We start from the raw sequence: 16,961 nt of genomic DNA on the forward strand, positions 1-16,961 counted from the left end.
GTAGAGCCGATAAAATAAGGCTTTGCGGACATTTGAGAAGATATAAAAAGATAGTTAAAAAGACATATATAATTTAAAGTTAAATTTAAGTAATATACCGATTGTAGAAAGAATAGCCATGACAACCACAAATGTTTTAAAAATTAGGTGTTCATGTTTTAATAGCCATATAAAATACAATGCTGGTATAAGAATGAATATGATATATAATGCGATGTTTAGGATTTTAACCATTATGAAAAACCTCCTACATATATTGTATATCTTTTTTTGAGGAATAGTTATGAATATTTACCCTTTCGCTTTTGATGAAATATTTGATATAGATTTGACAGGTAAGTTTGTGGTCACTGGTTTATTTACTTCTATGAGAAGAAGTGATGTAGTTCACTATATCTATAGTCATGGAGGTACTGTATTAAGTGCCCCTACACGTGCTACTGATTATTTAATTGTTGGTGGAGAAAAAAGTAAAACATGGAAGTATGGTCAGTATGGTACTAAGATTAGAAAAGGTTTAGACTTAAGAGAGAAGGATGAAAAGATTTTGATTATCTCAGAAGATGACTTTATGAGATGCATAGGAGGATAGAAAGATGTCTATTGATGTATGTATTAAACAGAAGGGTTTATTTAAAAAGACTATTCCATTAGATGTCATAGTCGGTGATGAATTGGCTTTTGGAATCAATGATGGTATGAGAATGGTGGGTGATGACCAGGAAGGTAATATGATCTTCTATAATCCAAATTCTATTGGTAGAGGTTTTAATATTTCATGGGATGAAGAAGAAAAGAATGAATTAAACTTACGTTTACTCAATCCTACTACTACAGATGAAATGCGTTCTTTCTTTAACTGTCTAAGAAGAATTACTAGTTACTGGAAATGCAGTGTCACTATTGATGGTATAGAAGAAGATATAGATGACTACTTATCACAGGAAGATGATCTTATTGCCTTCAATCATCGCGTTATTAAAGAAGTATCAGAAAAGATTGTGAATGGTGAAACAGATTCTCTTACTTTAATGAGTACAATGTGGCCATTAGTGATTGGTAAGGATGAAGCAGAACAGTTTATTCTTAATCCACATCTATTCTCTTCGTGGATGCATGAACTTCAAAGTCATGACTATTATTATGCAAAACCTCAATTCTTTAAGACAGATCAGGGTATTAAAGGCATCTATGCATTAACTGAAGACTGCCCTACTTTACTCCCTAATAAACCATGGGTCCCTGTAGGGTATCAGAATCCTGAAACAGGTGAGAAGCTAGAATGTAATTATTATGAAATAGCTCTTTATTCTACAACAGAAGAAAGATCATTGGGTACGATTCCTTTTGAACGTATATTTACACTAGGTCCAGATTACATCAACTACTATGATGGTAATACTGTACTCGTGAATAATCTCCCCTTAGAGGTCATGAAAAGACTAGAACACAGTCTGGATTAGAAACATATAAGTCATTGTACCTAGAAGAATAGAAAGTAATGTACTATGTTTCCATTTATGGATACATACAACTACTATAAGTGCTATGAGCTCTGGAATACCATAAGGGGCTTTTAGAACTGATACACTCTTTAAACAATACACCACTAACATTGGTATGATCGCATAAGGTAGTACTTTACCTAAATAGAGAATACTATCAGGTGTATGTTTACTAAATACAATAAATGGAAGAGCACGGATAAGAAGTGTGACTATTGCGGCAGTAAGAATAATAAGTATGGCATGCATTAGAAATCACTCCTTTCTAAGCTCTTTTTTTCTATGAATAATGCAATTGTAATAAGAATCATAGAAGGAATCAGGAACTGATTTGGTCCAAAGAGTAATAAACAGAATATCGAAATAATAAATCCTGTAAAGGCAAGAAGATGCTGTTTTGATTTCTCTAGTTGTTCTAATAGGATGATGACAAATAATGCAGTCATCGCAAAATCTATGCCTGTTGTATCAAAAGGAATAATATTCCCGAGTACTGAACCTATAATACTCCCTGCTATCCAGGATAACTGATTGACAAGAGAAACGATAAAGAAATAGTCTTTACGATTTATATCATCAGGAAGATCAGGAGAGCAGATTAAGGAATAGGTTTCATCTGTTAATGAGAAGATCAAATAAGGCTTTCTCCACCCTGCTTCACTATATTTCTCTAACATAGTAATCCCATAAAAGAGATGTCTTATATTGACCATAAGAGTCATAATAGCAGTTGTAATGATAGAAGCACCTGTTGATAGTAGATTAATTGTCACAAACTGCATAGAACCAGCATATATACCTGTACTCATTAAAACTGCCCAGCACCATCCATAACCTTTATCTTGAAGTAATAAGCCAAAACCAATACTTAATACAAGATAACCAGTCATAACAGGGAGTGCAGATTTAATAGAAAAAATAATTGTTTTCTTATTCATGCATTACCTACCTCATTAGTTGGTTTATACTATAATAACTATATATCATTCACGATGTCAATGATATAATAGTAACAGGAGGTGTTGTTATGAGATTAGACACAGTACATCATATTGCAATCATTACAAAAGATTATGATCAAACAATTGACTTCTATGTCAATAAATTAGGTTTTAAGATTATTAGAGAAAATAAGAGAGAGGATAAGCAGGATATCAAGTTAGATCTTCAACTTGGAGATATGGAGTTAGAAATATTTATTAAACCAGATGCCCCACTACATCCTTTCCCTGAAACTGCAGGACTAAGACATCTGGCTTTTAAGGTAGAAGATGTAGAAGAAACAGTCAAAGAATTAAATGCATTAGGTATTGAAACAGAACCAATCCGTTTTGACACATTTACAGGCAAGAAAATGACATTTTTTAAAGATCCTGATCAATTGCCTTTAGAAATCCATGAATAAGAGAGAAGAGTTATTACAAGATTACATTCGTTTATCAAGAATCTCATTTCATAATAATGTAGCCTTTGCGTATACGAAATATGAAGTTGATTGGAAAAAGACAGCTTTCACAATGTGGTTAGGTCATGTACATGGTAAACCAGTGCATTTTTATATGATGAGTTTTGATTACGATGGTATTACTTTCATGTGTTATGAGAATTTAAAGTTTATAGAAGAAGTTTATTTCTTTGATTATCAATCTGTGACAGACTTTAAAACAAAGAAGAAAGGTGCAAAGCTAAAGATGAGTTTTATGTATAATGGAAATAAAATAGAATTCATGCTTCAGCGATATGCGGTAGATAGTCCCTGGATCAAAGAATATATGCACTATTTAGAAGAAAATCACTTTTTTTATGATTGATAATATGTTATTATGTTGGCAAATAGAGGTGCATGCGTTAAGAATTCGTTATTAATGGATACAGCCAGATAATGAAGGGGGAGCAAATGCCGAAGAGACAGGGAACTGTATATGAACTGTTATCTGGGGGATAAGAGAAGATCTTATTCACTGTCACAAAATATTTGTGGTGCGCTATTGAATATAATGAAGACTAATTATATTGCAATGGCCCCATTGCAATATTTTTTTATAAAAAAATGGAGATGATGAAGATGAACAGTGTGATTACAAGATTAGAGATTGAAGAAGACATTATTCAAGTGAAGTTAATGAATGTTGAAAAGAATCCTCTCTTTGTGGCTGATGTGTTTGAAACAATTAGCCGTGAAGGTGTGAACATCGATATGATCTCATCAGTCATGCTAGAAGATGAAATGCGTATTGATTTCACATGTGATGCAAAAGCACAGAGTGCTTTAAACAAGGCAATTGAAGAAGTTAAGAAGAATCACCCCCGTATTGGTGTATTTGCATCTAAGAATGTAGGTAAGCTTGTTGTAGAAGGTCATATGGAAAATGAAGTCGGTTTTGCAAGTAAGTTATTCAAAGTTCTAGGTGATAACCAAATCCCATTTGCTCAGGTGACAACAAGTGAAGTATCTATTTCATATGTTATAGAAAAGAAATATTTAAAGAAAGCATTAGAAAAAATTCAGGAGGAATTAGCATAAAATGGAACCAATTTTTGAAGGTACAGGTGTTGCATTGGTATTACCAATGTTTGAAGATGGAAGTATTGATTACGAAGGTTATAAAAGACAGGTTCAGAGAATGATTGATGGTGGTGTAAAAGCATTACTTGTCAACGGAACTACTGGTGAACCTGCAACTATTGATATTGAAGATGAATTTGAACTTACTAAGATTACAGTAGAAATGGCTAAGGGTACAGGTGTAAAGGTTATTGTAGGTGCGGGTTCTAACTATACTGCACAGGCTATTAGAAAGGCTAAGTTTAATGCTGAAGCAGGTGCTGACGCAAACTTAGTTGTAACACCTTACTATAATAAGACTTCTCAGAGAGGTTTAATTGAACATTATAAGGCTGTTGCTGCTGCTAGTGATTTACCACTTATTATGTATAATGTACCAGGTAGAACTGGTATGAAGATCAGTGTAGATACAGTAGTAGAACTTGCAAAGGTTCCTAATATTGTTGCTATGAAAGATGCAACAGATGATATTGCGTATGCAATGGAAGTATTAACACGTACTAAGGATATGGATTTTGATTTATATTCTGGATGTGACGATAATATTCTTCCATTTATCGCAGCAGGAGGTAAAGGTGTTATTTCAGTATTATCTAACCTTTATCCAAGAGAAACAGAGATGTTTGCCCAGGCTGCATTAAAGGGTGATTTAGAACTTGCTAGAAAGATGGCTTATGATTTAAATGATGTTTCTAAATATTTATTTATTGATGTTAACCCAATCATGCCTAAGGCTGCTTTAAAGCATATGGGTGTTATTGAAAGTGATATGCTTCGTCAGCCTCTTATTCCAACTACAGAAGAAAATAAAAAGTTATTATTTGATGCAATGAAAGAATTCGAAAGCAAGGGTTATTAAGATGAAAGTATTAGTATATGGTTATGGTTTAATGGGTAAGAAAGTAGCCCATGCAGTGATGAATGATGCAGATTTAGAATTAGCTGGTGTTGTATCTCCTGTGTTTGATGTACAGCCAGAAGTACCTGCATATAAGTCATTAGATGAAGTACAGGATGATATTGATGCCATTATTGATTTCTCACATCCTGCCAATCTAGATAGTATTCTATCTTATGCATTAAAGAATAAGTGTAAAGTTGTATTCGCAACTACTGGCTTTAGTGCAGAAGACTTAAAGAAGATTGAAGAAGCATCTCATGAGATTGCCCTCTTCCAGTCTTATAACACTTCTTATGGTGTGGCTATGATGAATAAGATGGTGAGTGAATTTGCGAAAGAATTCTTTGAACATCATTTTGATATTGAAATCATGGAAAAACATCATAATCAGAAGATTGATTCACCATCAGGTACTGCAGTGATGTTATATGATGGTATTAATAATGCTTTAGATGATTCATTAGAACCTACTTATGATCGTCATTCTATTCATCGTAAGAGAGAAAGAAATGAAGTAGGTATTTCATCTATAAGAGGCGGGACAATCTTTGGTGAACATACAGTAATGTTTGCAGGACAGGATGAAATCGTAGAAGTAAAGCATACAGCTCTTTCTAAAGAAGTATTTGCGAATGGTGCTGTTGCTGCATTAAAGGCATTAATGAATAAAGACAAAGGTTTATTTGATTTAAAAACATTATATTAAGGGGAATGGTATGGTATTACAGACACAGTTTGCTGATATAAAAGGCAATGATTTATATATAGATGGTATTAAAGCATCTGATCTCGCAAAACAGTATGGCACACCACTTTATGTTATGAGTGAAGGTCATATCAGACATCAGATGAATGAATTAAAGACAAAGTTCATGGATAAGTATGAAAAGGCGCTTCCATTATTTGCATCTAAGTCTTTTAGCTGTCTTGCAATCTATAAGCTTGCAAATGAATATGGTATTGGAATTGACTGCGTATCTGCAGGAGAAATCAGTATCGCATTACGTGCTGGATTTGATCCAGATAAGATCTACTTCCATGGAAACAATAAGCTTCCTTCAGAAATTGAATATGCATTAAGTCATGATGTGACTCATTTCGTAGTAGATAACTTCTATGAAATTGAAAACTGTGAAAAGATTGCAGGTAAACTAGGTAAGAAAGTAAAGGCAACTTTAAGAATTGTCCCTGGTATTAAAGCTGGTGGTCATAACTATATTATGACTGGTCATAAGGATACTAAGTTTGGCTTTAGTTCTCATTATGGTATCTATTTAAAAGCTATTCAGAAAATCTTAGAGTCTGATAATATCGAATATGAAGGAATTCATTGTCATATCGGTTCTCAGGTATTTGATTTATTCGCTTATGTGAATGCAATGCTTCAGTTCATGAAGTTCGTAAATGAAATCTATAATACATTTGGTGTTGTAACAAGTAAGATTAATGCCGGTGGTGGTTATGGTATTGCTTATACTAAACAGGATGAACCACTTGATTTTGAATCTATTACATCAGAAATCATGAAAGTTATTTATAATGAATATGATAGTCATGGATGGGAACGTCCAGCTGTTATGATTGAACCAGGGCGTTATGTTGTAGGTAATGCAGGTATTACTCTTTATACAGTAGGATGTATTAAAGAAATCCCTGATGTACGTACTTATGTCTCTATTGATGGTGGTATGTCTGATAATATCCGTACACCTTTATATGATGCGAAATATGATGGTATTGTTGCAAATAAAGCAGGAGAAACAAAGACTAAGACTGTAACAGTTGTAGGTAAGATCTGTGAAAGTGCTGATATGATTACTAAGGATCTACCAGTTACAGCTAATATTATGCCAGGAGATATTTTTGCAGTATTCTCTACAGGTGCATATAACTACTCTATGTCTTCTAACTACAACCAGTTGCCTAAACCAGCTGTAGTATTCACTTATGAAGGTGAATCAAGAGTCGTAGTAAGAAGACAGACATTTGATGATTTAGTTTTATTTGATGAAGAATAGTCATGAGGAGATAGCGGATGCTATCCCCTTTTTTTATACGTAAATAAATATAATATAATTACCGTTACTTCGAAGAAAGTACTATTTTAGGCTAAAAAAAGATTGAAGAAAGTCACATTTTTGACAAATATAAGATTGAAGAAAGTTATATTTTGGCAGATAATAAGATTGAAGAAAGTTATATATATTTAAAAAGTGAGGAGATATTCTATGTTTTTTAAGAGAAAAGCGTATGATAAGCTACTTGAATGGAAGCATAACTATTCAGATCGATATGCAGTTCTATTAGAGGGAGCAAGACGTGTTGGTAAGTCAACTATTGCGGAAAATTTTGCGAAGAATGAGTATAAGTCATATATTTTGATAGACTTTTCAAAGATAACAAATAATATTCTTGAATGTTTTGATGATATAGGTAATCTAAATATATTTTTTCTAAGATTGCAGGCTGAAACAGGAATAACATTATATGAACATGAGTCTCTTATTATTTTTGATGAAGTACAGTTATTTCCTAAAGCAAGACAAGCAATTAAACATCTTGTTGCAGATGGTAGATATAGTTATCTAGAAACAGGATCTTTGATATCAATTAAGAAGAATGTAAAGGATATTCTTATTCCTTCTGAGGAAATGAAGATTCAGATTTACCCAATGGACTATGAAGAGTTCTGTACTGCCACAGGTAGTAATTATGGATTGTTGAAAGATATATATAATATGGGTAAAGCCATTGGTCAGGCTACAAATCGTAAGTTAATGAGAGATTTGAGAATATATATGGCTGTTGGAGGAATGCCACAGGCTGTAGAAGCCTATGTAAATGGTAAAAACTTTTCAGAAATAGATATGGTCAAAAGACAGATTATTAATCTGTATGAAGAAGATTTTAAGAAGATTGATGCTTCTGGTAGATTATCAGCTATGTATCATTCAATTCCTGCTCAGCTCGCAAAAGATACAAAAAAATATCGCATAACAACTGCGATAGGTAAGAAGAATAATGTAAGAAGTGAAGAATTATTATATGAGTTGATTGATTCAAAGACAGTGCTACCATGTTTTAATACAACTGACCCTAAAGTGAGTTTGGCAGATACAAAAGATTTTGATAGTTATAAGCTCTATATTGCGGATACTGGTTTGTTTGTCACACTTATGTTTATTGATTGCCCAGCAACAGAAAACGAAATATATGCAAAACTATTATCTGATAAGTTGCCTATTAATCTTGGTTATTTGTATGAAAATCTAATGGCTCAGATGATTGCTGCATCAGGAAGAGAATTGTACTATCATACTTGGAACAAAAAAGGAAGTACGCATTATTATGAGGTTGATTTTCTAGTATCTGAGGGAAGTAAGATTAATGTATTTGAGGTGAAATCTTCAGGTATTGGAAAACATGAATCAATCAATGAATTCTGCAAGAAATATTCCAATATTGTGAATAAACCATATTTGATTTCGCAAAAAGATATAGGCAAAGAGAATAGTTTATTGTTTAGACCATTTTATCTTGTTCCTTTTGTATTATAGAACTAAAAAGTGATATCACATCACTGAAGAGAAGTTATTCATTATGACTTGAGACATTCATAAGGTAAGCTCGTGAATAACGATTAATAGTTATGACTATTAATGTGTTGTTCTTCTCTTCATTAAATAAACATACAGACTAGAGGTTGCTTATATTTAACTTCTAGTCTTTTATTTTGTAGGTATACATTATAATAGACTTAAGAAAGCATATTATGAGTATCGTTATGTTGTTATTGATGAATAAGATAACCTAAAGCAATATTATCTTAAACTACCTCCTTTTTTACGTTAGATTTTTAATAATTATTATCAGTATTATTGAGTACTTTAATATTGTTTGTTATCATATTTATGAAGTTAAAGTTTACTTAATGAAAGGAGGAGATTCCATTGGTTACATTAACTAATAATACAAACATAATGAATCTAATAATTAAAAATACAAAAGAAAGGAAATCCTATCAATTAAATTATTGTCTTCACTGACTATGATTATAGGAGTGAGCCTCTCTACTATCACAAGTGTAAATGCGTACAATTATAATGAAAACGCATTCGAAAACACTGATGAATTAAAAATTATCTACAATCAGATAGCGAAGAAAGAAAAATCAATTAATGCATGTTCTCTTGATGGCCAAGCTGTTTATACATGGGGATACCCTACTACAAAAGACAGAATACTAGTCACAGGAGACGCTTATAAAAATCTGATTCCAACTGGTCATGCAGCTATAGTCTATTCACAAAATAGAGTTGTTGAAGCTTTATCCAATGGAGTTGTAACTGGTAAAAATGATTGGAATAAAAGCAAAAATACATGCTGGGGACTTTATGTGACAGCCGGAACAGAAAATCAAGCAAAAAAAAGTCGCAGATTGGTGTTATTCACAAAGAGGCAAACCATATAACATTAAGTATTATGATGTAAATACAAGATCAAAATTTTACTGTTCTCAACTCGTATGGGCTGGATTTAAAGATAAATACAATGTAGATTTAAACACTAGTCAATATGGCGCAGCAGTGCATCCTCTTGAATTGGTCTCAAGTGATAAGACAATGATTCTTTATAAGAAGTGATTACAATGAAAAAAACAATTCTAATAATTACCACAGTCTTACTATTCACAGGATGCTCATTCTCACAATCACAAAGCAATATCCATTATACATTTGGTGTGATTGAAACTTCTTCTGCAAGAAAATATACTGTTATTAAATATTATAATGATGATGGTAAAAAAGTTGCTTCTACAAAATTGGATGAGGCTCAAGTAGGCACATCATTCAATACCACAAGCTATCATGATGGTTATGCTTATATTAATAATATCGGTCTTCAAGGACATAAGAATCCTCAAAATATTATTCAGATAAAAGGAAATTCTACAAAAGTGAATAAGCTTCATTTACCTGGAACAGCCATTGATGCAGTCAGTGCAGATGATCACTATTATTATGGTGTATCTAATCTTAATGATTATGGTTATCTAACTCAGATGAATTTTAAAGAGAAAAAAGTAAATGAAATAAAAGAAAAATATCGTTTCTCTTATATGGTTGTTCCAAGTCATTCTAAAGTATATAATTTTGTAGATATTGAAAATGATATTGCATGTGATATCTATGATCAAAATTTAAAACGACTTAAAAGTATTAGTCTTACCCAATATGGAGATAATATTTGTAAGTACTATACAGATAAAGATACATTATATTTTTTCATTTAATAACCAAAATAAATATATTGGTCAATTAAACATGAATACAGACGAATTAAAAATCATTGATATGCCTTATAGCTATGCTGATAATATTTATGTAAATGATGGAAAAATCTATGTTTCTTTCTATAATCTTGTTTCAAATGAAGGCAATAAGATTTGTGTTTTTGATCAAGATACGCATCAATTAGAAAAAACATATACCTTGAAGCATCATCTTGATATGATTGATTTTAATGGTTCTCATGCTTATATTCTATCTCGTAATGAGCATGATAAATACAGTGTTAATATCTACGATTATAAGAGTGACTTTAAACAAGTAAAAAGAATAAGTCTGCCAAAGAAAAAAACTTATAATTATCTTATTTATTATTCAACCCTTTTTATTAATCCTAGCCTCAAACAGGCCACATTTTGTGGTTTCAGACTGTTGACGAATGATAAAAACATATTGCTAGAAATGAATATTCATTTTGAATACCCATAATCTGCAAGGCAACGATTTAAGAGAAGTGTAGAACAGAAATATTCAGAATACAGACTATCTGTCTATGACTGATAGGAAATGATCTTTGCAGATATTTCTTTACCTTATCCATCACAGTCTTTCCCATACTTCTATGGGTAAATCTATACTCCTGTTCATTCAGGAATAAAGGCATCTCTCTTTTGGTTATTCCATGATAATCCCAGTAATATTATTCTTAATATTCCCGATTATTATGTTTAACCATAGTAGTCTATGATTATTTTCTTCATGGTCGATTTTCTTGTTGTTTACTTGTATTTCTTCATTTAGTGTATTAAAGCATTTCTTAGCATCAGTATTGAGTAATGCATCATATGATAATACACAGCACTGTTCTATGTTTTTCTTAAGTGACAAAACTGTATAATCATTAATGATCTTAACTTGAGGTACCGGGGGATAGTTTTTCTCTTTATCTGTAGATAGAATACCAAGAATAGACTGTTGCTCACTTGAACGACTCGCATTATTCTTGGAGGTTACACCAATATTGAAGACATCTGCCTCATAGAAAAGGACGTTGGGCAGCTTGCCTGAATTGCTTATTGACATAAGAATTCTACACTTGCTTTCTAGAAGAAGTGCAGTCTTCTAGTTAACGTCTAGTATTGAACATAAATCTATTGCACTGATTCCTTTATTTTCATTAAAGAAAAGGAAAATACTTAAAAGGAGCTTGTATAGATCAAGCTTGCAGCTCTGAAAAATAGTGCCTGAAAGCAGTGAATACTGCTTATGGCATGATTTGCTTTCAAGAACATATGAAGTCTTGGTCTTTCTTACACGCTTGACTAAGTAATACTTATGGCATCCGCAGCAATCACATGAGAAGCCAACAGGCCATTTCATGGATTTGAAAAATTCAATACAGTTATTGATGTTATTAGAATAGTTCTGAGTGAACTCATATAGAGAAGCTTTCTTTGGCTTTAATACTTTGTTTGACATGTGATTATACTTCTATCTGATTTCTAAACTAATTATAGAACAGATGGAAAATCTATGTGTCTGGTTCAGCTTCATGAACGCCGTTTAAATGCTTCTTATGATATTTATTTTTCACTAACCTGTGGTTTGTAGGTATTCAAAAATCAAATAGAAAGGAGAATAAAAATAAATGAAAAAAAATAATGATTAATTTATGTGCTTTTGCTTTAGTTTTATCATCTGTTTTAATTCCTGTTTATGCTAAAGATAATAACTATTCTTACAGTGATAATCCATTTGAAATCAAAACATTAATGCAAGAAAAAGTTAAATACATATTTAAAGAAGAAAAATCAAAGAGGGAAAGCTATATTTGATAATATGGAATTAAAAAATTCAGAATTATACGCATCAGACACTTCCGATTTTTCTAAACTTACTCAAATTGCTGATGGAAATTATGACTTTGAATATTTATATACCTATAAAGACGAAAATGTAAGTGATGTAATAGCATACGATAAAACTGATTCCACATATATCTTATTGGAAGAAGATTTAGTAAATAATACATCAACAATGACTATTGACGAAGAAACATATTTAATAAATGAAAACAATTCTAATTTATCATTAGTCACTGAAAATGGATCTGAATTAATGTTTTATGAAGAAATTCTTGATGAAGATTATCCTGATCCTTTAATGCCTGCTGAGGGTGAAGAAGTGTTAAATGTAGATGGGGAAACCCCAACCACATATACAACTTGGAAAAAATTAGGAGGTCCATTTCATAAAACGTCAAAAATGACTTTTAAAGTTCTTGAAATAATAGGTATGGTTGGAAGTGCCGTTTCTTTGTTCGTTTCAGGTCCTTTGGGAAAAGTGGTATTTCTTTATTCTGTTGCTGTATCAGTTGGTTCAAGCGTTAAACCTACTATTCATATTAAGTTTTATCAATACGGAGCATCAGATTGTTTATCTTATATTAGAGAACAAAAATATTATTTCGGAGCATATAGTGAGATTTCAAAAAAGTGGTATGAACAGATAAAAACAAAAAGTGGCGCCGCAAAGGTAACTTATAGTTATTTTCACATTCAACGTCCAGATTACACAGGTAATCCAGCATGTATGAATTATTAAAAAAAAGGACAATTATTTATTTGATAAGTTGTTTGGTATTCTTATTATGTTGCTTTTTATACTTTGAAAATCATAAAAACAATGAACAACAATTAAATGTCGAAATATATTCAATAGAGTGTTGCCCATTATGTATTCAAGTAAAAAAATCGCTTCCAATAAAACTAAAGGATGAATTTGGAGATTTAGTCAATATAGAAGTTATTGATGTAGACGATAAAAATAATGCCCAAAAGTATAAACAGTTAGTTAATTCTATTGATAATTTTAGTGATGAACACCTCAATAGATTTCCTGTTATAAATGTAAAGAATTATTTTATAATAATAGGATATAACTATTATTATGATGACGAAATCATAAATGATATAAAAAGAATGAATAAAAATAGTCATTTAGGTAAGAAATTAGAAAAGTCAAGATATATTTGGAGGAAACAAAATGATAATCAATAGATGTCCTTATTGTTCGGGTAAGTTAATTCATGGTTATATTAAAACAAGGGGTGAGGCTCTTGCATGGTCACCAAATCCTGAAAAACTACCCTTTATGACGAATAAATGGCATTTTGGGGAGGATGATATCAAGTTAGGACATTTTAGCTACTTCAAAGGTGACAAAATTGATGCATACAAATGTAATACATGCAATATTATTATCATAAATGCAAATAAAGATTTATAAAACAGGAGAAAGTATATATGAAAAATAAAATAAAGAATCTAATCATTATACTTTTATTGGGGTTTTCAATTGTTTTTAATGGATATTTGTTTATTGAAAATAAAAATAAAGCTACAACCATAGTGCAGTTAAATAAAAAAACTAAAGAATTAGAAAAGTATAGTGAATTACTTGAAACTGGAACAGCTACAGAATATATGGATATTAAAGAAAGTGATGGTCTGATTTCTATGGCTTATTTATATCAAGATAAAGAGTTAATAGAAAGACATGGTATAGGGGTTATTATTGGTAAGCAATACTATAGGATAGGGATAGCCCCTGAAATCGGTACAACATTAAATAAAAATTCAAAAATTATAAAGATTACAGACAATGAAATAGAATTTACATTTAACTTAAATAATGATACAGAAAAAAAGCGTTTAATAGTCCAAACTGAAAATAATGATATTCATTTTAAGTTAGAGGATGTATCATAAATCCTATCTTTTGAATAAAAACGGAAAAGCTTAATATAGGTTCTTTGAAAAAGTGAATTTATTTATAAGAGGAAAATCATGTGTAAAAACAAATGAAATGTAGTCATTGTGGACAGGTTTTTACTACTATTCCAGATAGAAATAGTTTTGGAGAAGTATGTCTATGTAATACCTGCTTACAACAAGTACCTAATCTCACAATTACATCAACTAAACTGAAAAGTACTCATCTTTCTACAAAACAGCTAGATGAAGCTATTCAGGCAATTGATCAACAGTTAGATAAAGGTCATTTTTCTCAAGAAGTCAAAGAAGGAATTCATACATATTTTGATAAGTATTGTAAACAACGTCAAAGTATGGATGAACAAAAAGAAATCAACTCAAAACTAGATCAAATCATAGAAAATAATACTTCTAATGATTCGATGACGGAAGATAAGTTCACAGAATTATTGGAAGAAAGAAATAATGATTATAATTTAGATTCCATTTTAGAATGTAATGATCTTTATGAATATGATGTAGTTACTGTTCATGATTCTCATGGTAGGACAGATACAAATAGTTTGAAGAAGACATTAATAAGATATAGTGTACAGGGTTGGAGACTAAAGACAGCTTTCACAAATGAAATAGGCAGTAATATGGTAGGTGGTGCTATTGTAGGTGTTGGTGTAGGAAGCAATAGTACAAGTGATGAAGTTGTACTTATTTTTGAAAGAAAAATAAGAAATGCGAAGAAATAAGAATAGACCGAGCAACTTGCTCGGTCTATTAGTCTACATATTTCTCTAAGAAATGAGTAATATTGCTTTGAACAAGTTTCTTCTCTTTATGATAAGATTCACCATGTGCAGCATCATTCACAATAAGTAATTTCTTTTCTGCCTGACAGGCATTATAGAGTTCTAATGCCATGTAAGTAGGCACAAAGTGATCCTGGTTACCATGTATAAATAATGTAGGTGTTTTAGATTTCTTGACTTGATTGATTGCACTGGCTTGTTTGAAGTTATACCCTACTGTCTTTTTAGATAATAATGTAGCACTAGGAAGTAATAAGAATGGTGGACATCCTTTATTCTTTAAGTAGTATTTGAATTCATCATAAGCACTTGTATAGCTGCAATCAGCGACAATAGCTTTCACATTGTCAGATAATTCTTCACCACTTACCATGAGTACTGTTGCCCCACCCATGGATATACCATGTAAGACAATGCTCATTGGTTCATTATGGAAGTATTCTTCCATTTTTTTAATCCATTCTAATATATCTAAACGGTCCAGCCATCCAAAACCAATATAATGTCCTTCTGACTGTCCATGTGCTCTATTATCTGGAAGAAGGATATTATAACCAAGTTCATGGTAGAAACGAATATAATATGCAAACTCACGATAATGGTAAGAATGGAATCCATGAACACAGATCACTAATTTATTAGAATCAGGATAAGGAAGGAACTGCCCTTCTAGCTTTAATCCATCATAAGAAGTGATTTCCATATCAATAAATGTCTGATGATCTAGCCATTGTTTATCATCTTTACTCATTGGATGTTTTAATCCTACTTTTTCTTTTTTGCATCTTGTACATACTTTTTCTATCGCAATGCGCCCTGCTGCAAGATAAGTGGCAGATGCCGCAGCGGCTGCGCCTATTGTACCAATAACTACATTCTTCTTTTTCATGACAAAATACCTCCTTTTATTCATTATATAAAATATTCTATGAAGAATTTATGTACAAACAATTAAGTTTGAATAAATAATTGACAGATATATGAATTTGTAAGTAGAAAAGGGTATGGTGGAAAGCGATAAATATATGTTTTTAAGAAAGTTTTTGTGTTAGAATAATACCGATATGAGGTGATTTTAATGACACAGGTTATAGGACCAGAACAGATGGATTTATTAGTGAGTGCAGTAAGAGATGGGAAGATTGTTGCATTTCCTACGGAAACTGTTTATGGCGTTGCCTGCTTATTCGATGATTTGAAGGGTCTTGATAGAATTATGGAAATCAAGAAACGTAACCCGAATAAAGCAGTGACTCTTATGTTGTCAAAAAAAGATGATGTAAAGAAGTATGGCTTAGTAGACGAGGGTACCCAGAGAGTGATTGATAAGTTTATGCCAGGTAGAATGACAATCGTATTAAAAAGACTGGATAGTGTGGATTCGAGACATGTTAGTGGAAAAGATACAATAGGTATTAGAATCCCAGACAGTTCTTTCGTTTTGTCACTCATTGATCAGACAGGGCCTTTATCAGTAACAAGTGCTAATTTATCTGGTCAAGGGAATACGACAAACGAAAAAGAAGTACTTGCACAGCTTGATGGACAGATTGATATGGTTGTCAGAGGACAGACTGCTTCGGCAACTGCATCTACAGTCGTGGATTTAAGTCAAGGTGATGTGAGAATACTAAGAGAAGGTTTAATTACCAAAGAAGAAATCGAGGAGGTATATTATGAAAGTTGCAGTCGCTTGTGATCATGGTGGATTACGTTTAAAGAATGTTCTTATTGATGAAATGAAGAAACAGGGTTATGAAGTTGTAGACTATGGTACTTATACTGAAGACTCTTGTGATTATCCTGATTATGCATCTAAGGCAGCTAAAGCTGTTGCATCAGGAGAATGTGAGAAAGGTGTCGTTGTTTGTGGAACAGGAATCGGTGTATCAATTACATGTAATAAGGTAGATGGTATCCGCTGCGCATTATGTCATGATGTATTTAGTGCAAAAGCGACAAGAGCTCATAATGATACTAACATGATTGCAATGGGACAGAGAGTTATTGGAGAAGGACTCGCTGTTGAAATTCTTAATGCATGGCTTCATACTGATTTTGAAGGTGGAAGACATGTTAAGAGAATTGAAAAAATGATGGCTTTAGAAAAGGAGTAAGCATT

Annotated in this window: 26 protein-coding genes and 1 riboswitch; of the genes, 21 read left to right on the plus strand and 5 right to left on the minus strand. The window is 31.9% G+C overall.

What is annotated here, in order from left to right:
- Positions 1-283 precede the first annotated feature (283 nt).
- Positions 284-592, plus strand: coding sequence for a BRCT domain-containing protein (locus ABUA27_RS00795; protein ID WP_287968455.1), 309 nt, complete (start codon positions 284-286; stop codon positions 590-592).
- Positions 593-596: 4 nt separating this feature from the next.
- The gene (locus tag ABUA27_RS00800; RefSeq protein ID WP_129981309.1) at positions 597-1,463 is read left to right on the plus strand and encodes a DUF4299 family protein; all 867 of its coding nucleotides are present in this window, start codon (positions 597-599) and stop codon (positions 1,461-1,463) included.
- Here the strand turns inward: ABUA27_RS00800 and ABUA27_RS00805 are convergent.
- Entirely contained in the window at positions 1,443-1,754 is a 312-nt protein-coding gene (locus ABUA27_RS00805) for a branched-chain amino acid transporter permease (protein WP_006504650.1), read from the minus strand. The genes ABUA27_RS00800 and ABUA27_RS00805 overlap by 21 nt on opposite strands.
- The gene (locus tag ABUA27_RS00810; RefSeq protein ID WP_129981308.1) at positions 1,754-2,443 is read right to left on the minus strand and encodes an AzlC family ABC transporter permease; all 690 of its coding nucleotides are present in this window, start codon (positions 2,441-2,443) and stop codon (positions 1,754-1,756) included. Before ABUA27_RS00810 ends, ABUA27_RS00805 begins: the two co-directional genes overlap by 1 nt.
- Positions 2,444-2,532: 89 nt before the next feature.
- Between ABUA27_RS00810 and gloA2 the strand changes: the two genes are divergently transcribed.
- The 11 genes from gloA2 to ABUA27_RS00865 all read left to right on the plus strand — a co-directional run bounded on the left by gloA2 (position 2,533) and on the right by ABUA27_RS00865 (position 10,749).
- Complete coding sequence (gene gloA2, locus ABUA27_RS00815) at positions 2,533-2,910, plus strand: SMU1112c/YaeR family gloxylase I-like metalloprotein (protein ID WP_129981307.1); 378 nt, start codon at positions 2,533-2,535, stop codon at positions 2,908-2,910.
- On the plus strand, positions 2,903-3,316 hold the full coding sequence (locus ABUA27_RS00820) for a hypothetical protein (protein ID WP_349820041.1): 414 nt from the start codon (positions 2,903-2,905) through the stop codon (positions 3,314-3,316). The genes gloA2 and ABUA27_RS00820 overlap by 8 nt, the downstream gene beginning before the upstream one ends.
- A gap of 15 nt (positions 3,317-3,331) precedes the next feature.
- Positions 3,332-3,501, plus strand: a riboswitch (Lysine riboswitch).
- Positions 3,502-3,570: 69 nt separating this feature from the next.
- Entirely contained in the window at positions 3,571-4,029 is a 459-nt protein-coding gene (locus ABUA27_RS00825; RefSeq protein ID WP_022424590.1) for an ACT domain-containing protein, read from the plus strand.
- A gap of 1 nt (position 4,030) precedes the next feature.
- Positions 4,031-4,930, plus strand: a complete 900-nt coding sequence (gene dapA, locus ABUA27_RS00830) for a 4-hydroxy-tetrahydrodipicolinate synthase (protein WP_006504655.1) — start codon at positions 4,031-4,033, stop codon at positions 4,928-4,930.
- Between the two features lies 1 nt (position 4,931).
- The gene (gene dapB / locus ABUA27_RS00835; RefSeq protein ID WP_022424591.1) at positions 4,932-5,678 is read left to right on the plus strand and encodes a 4-hydroxy-tetrahydrodipicolinate reductase; all 747 of its coding nucleotides are present in this window, start codon (positions 4,932-4,934) and stop codon (positions 5,676-5,678) included.
- Positions 5,679-5,688: 10 nt separating this feature from the next.
- A complete protein-coding gene (gene lysA / locus ABUA27_RS00840) occupies positions 5,689-6,990 on the plus strand; it encodes a diaminopimelate decarboxylase (RefSeq protein ID WP_022424592.1) in 1,302 nt (433 codons plus the stop codon).
- 210 nt (positions 6,991-7,200) lie between these two features.
- Positions 7,201-8,529 (plus strand): ATP-binding protein, encoded by a 1,329-nt coding sequence (locus tag ABUA27_RS00845; RefSeq protein ID WP_349820042.1) that lies wholly within the window; start codon positions 7,201-7,203, stop codon positions 8,527-8,529.
- A gap of 491 nt (positions 8,530-9,020) precedes the next feature.
- Positions 9,021-9,443 (plus strand): hypothetical protein, encoded by a 423-nt coding sequence (locus ABUA27_RS00850; RefSeq protein ID WP_349820043.1) that lies wholly within the window; start codon positions 9,021-9,023, stop codon positions 9,441-9,443.
- Between the two features lies 1 nt (position 9,444).
- Complete coding sequence (locus ABUA27_RS00855; RefSeq protein WP_349820066.1) at positions 9,445-9,615, plus strand: hypothetical protein; 171 nt, start codon at positions 9,445-9,447, stop codon at positions 9,613-9,615.
- Between the two features lie 5 nt (positions 9,616-9,620).
- On the plus strand, positions 9,621-10,265 hold the full coding sequence (locus ABUA27_RS00860) for a hypothetical protein (RefSeq protein ID WP_349820044.1): 645 nt from the start codon (positions 9,621-9,623) through the stop codon (positions 10,263-10,265).
- A 31-nt stretch (positions 10,266-10,296) separates the two neighbouring features.
- On the plus strand, positions 10,297-10,749 hold the full coding sequence (locus ABUA27_RS00865) for a hypothetical protein (protein ID WP_349820045.1): 453 nt from the start codon (positions 10,297-10,299) through the stop codon (positions 10,747-10,749).
- Between the two features lie 186 nt (positions 10,750-10,935).
- Here ABUA27_RS00865 and ABUA27_RS00870 read toward each other — a convergent pair whose 3' ends face one another.
- Together ABUA27_RS00870 and ABUA27_RS00875 are read right to left on the minus strand one after the other, a co-directional pair.
- Positions 10,936-11,343: a hypothetical protein gene (locus tag ABUA27_RS00870; RefSeq protein ID WP_349820046.1), complete on the minus strand. Its 408-nt coding sequence runs from the start codon at positions 11,341-11,343 to the stop codon at positions 10,936-10,938.
- A 39-nt stretch (positions 11,344-11,382) separates the two neighbouring features.
- Positions 11,383-11,739, minus strand: a complete 357-nt coding sequence (locus ABUA27_RS00875; protein ID WP_349820047.1) for a transposase — start codon at positions 11,737-11,739, stop codon at positions 11,383-11,385.
- Positions 11,740-11,921: 182 nt separating this feature from the next.
- Here ABUA27_RS00875 and ABUA27_RS00880 point away from each other — a divergent pair, with 182 nt between their 5' ends.
- From ABUA27_RS00880 to ABUA27_RS00905, 6 genes are all read left to right on the plus strand, one after another.
- Complete coding sequence (locus ABUA27_RS00880; RefSeq protein WP_287845256.1) at positions 11,922-12,095, plus strand: hypothetical protein; 174 nt, start codon at positions 11,922-11,924, stop codon at positions 12,093-12,095.
- Positions 12,096-12,099: 4 nt separating this feature from the next.
- Entirely contained in the window at positions 12,100-12,864 is a 765-nt protein-coding gene (locus tag ABUA27_RS00885) for a hypothetical protein (RefSeq protein WP_349820048.1), read from the plus strand.
- Positions 12,849-13,319 (plus strand): hypothetical protein, encoded by a 471-nt coding sequence (locus ABUA27_RS00890; RefSeq protein WP_330040529.1) that lies wholly within the window; start codon positions 12,849-12,851, stop codon positions 13,317-13,319. The genes ABUA27_RS00885 and ABUA27_RS00890 overlap by 16 nt, the downstream gene beginning before the upstream one ends.
- On the plus strand, positions 13,306-13,548 hold the full coding sequence (locus ABUA27_RS00895; protein ID WP_281082720.1) for a PF20097 family protein: 243 nt from the start codon (positions 13,306-13,308) through the stop codon (positions 13,546-13,548). Before ABUA27_RS00890 ends, ABUA27_RS00895 begins: the two co-directional genes overlap by 14 nt.
- Positions 13,549-13,565: 17 nt before the next feature.
- Positions 13,566-14,030 carry a hypothetical protein gene (locus ABUA27_RS00900; RefSeq protein WP_278861102.1) on the plus strand — a complete coding sequence of 155 codons (465 nt, stop codon included), beginning with the start codon at positions 13,566-13,568 and terminating at the stop codon, positions 14,028-14,030.
- Positions 14,031-14,122: 92 nt separating this feature from the next.
- Positions 14,123-14,779, plus strand: coding sequence for a DUF4177 domain-containing protein (locus ABUA27_RS00905; protein WP_349820049.1), 657 nt, complete (start codon positions 14,123-14,125; stop codon positions 14,777-14,779).
- A gap of 28 nt (positions 14,780-14,807) precedes the next feature.
- Here the strand turns inward: ABUA27_RS00905 and ABUA27_RS00910 are convergent, their stop codons facing one another.
- Entirely contained in the window at positions 14,808-15,728 is a 921-nt protein-coding gene (locus tag ABUA27_RS00910; RefSeq protein WP_287845266.1) for an alpha/beta hydrolase, read from the minus strand.
- Positions 15,729-15,917: 189 nt separating this feature from the next.
- Here ABUA27_RS00910 and ABUA27_RS00915 point away from each other — a divergent pair, with 189 nt between their 5' ends.
- Together ABUA27_RS00915 and rpiB are read left to right on the plus strand one after the other, a co-directional pair.
- On the plus strand, positions 15,918-16,538 hold the full coding sequence (locus ABUA27_RS00915) for an L-threonylcarbamoyladenylate synthase (RefSeq protein WP_287845268.1): 621 nt from the start codon (positions 15,918-15,920) through the stop codon (positions 16,536-16,538).
- Positions 16,516-16,956, plus strand: a complete 441-nt coding sequence (gene rpiB / locus ABUA27_RS00920; protein WP_287845270.1) for a ribose 5-phosphate isomerase B — start codon at positions 16,516-16,518, stop codon at positions 16,954-16,956. The genes ABUA27_RS00915 and rpiB overlap by 23 nt, the downstream gene beginning before the upstream one ends.
- Positions 16,957-16,961 lie beyond the last annotated feature (5 nt).

It is taken from the genome of Catenibacterium sp. RTP21428st1_D7_RTP21428_210409, from assembly GCF_040227455.1.
In the GTDB taxonomy this organism is placed as follows: domain Bacteria; phylum Bacillota_I; class Bacilli_A; order Erysipelotrichales; family Coprobacillaceae; genus Catenibacterium; species Catenibacterium mitsuoka_A.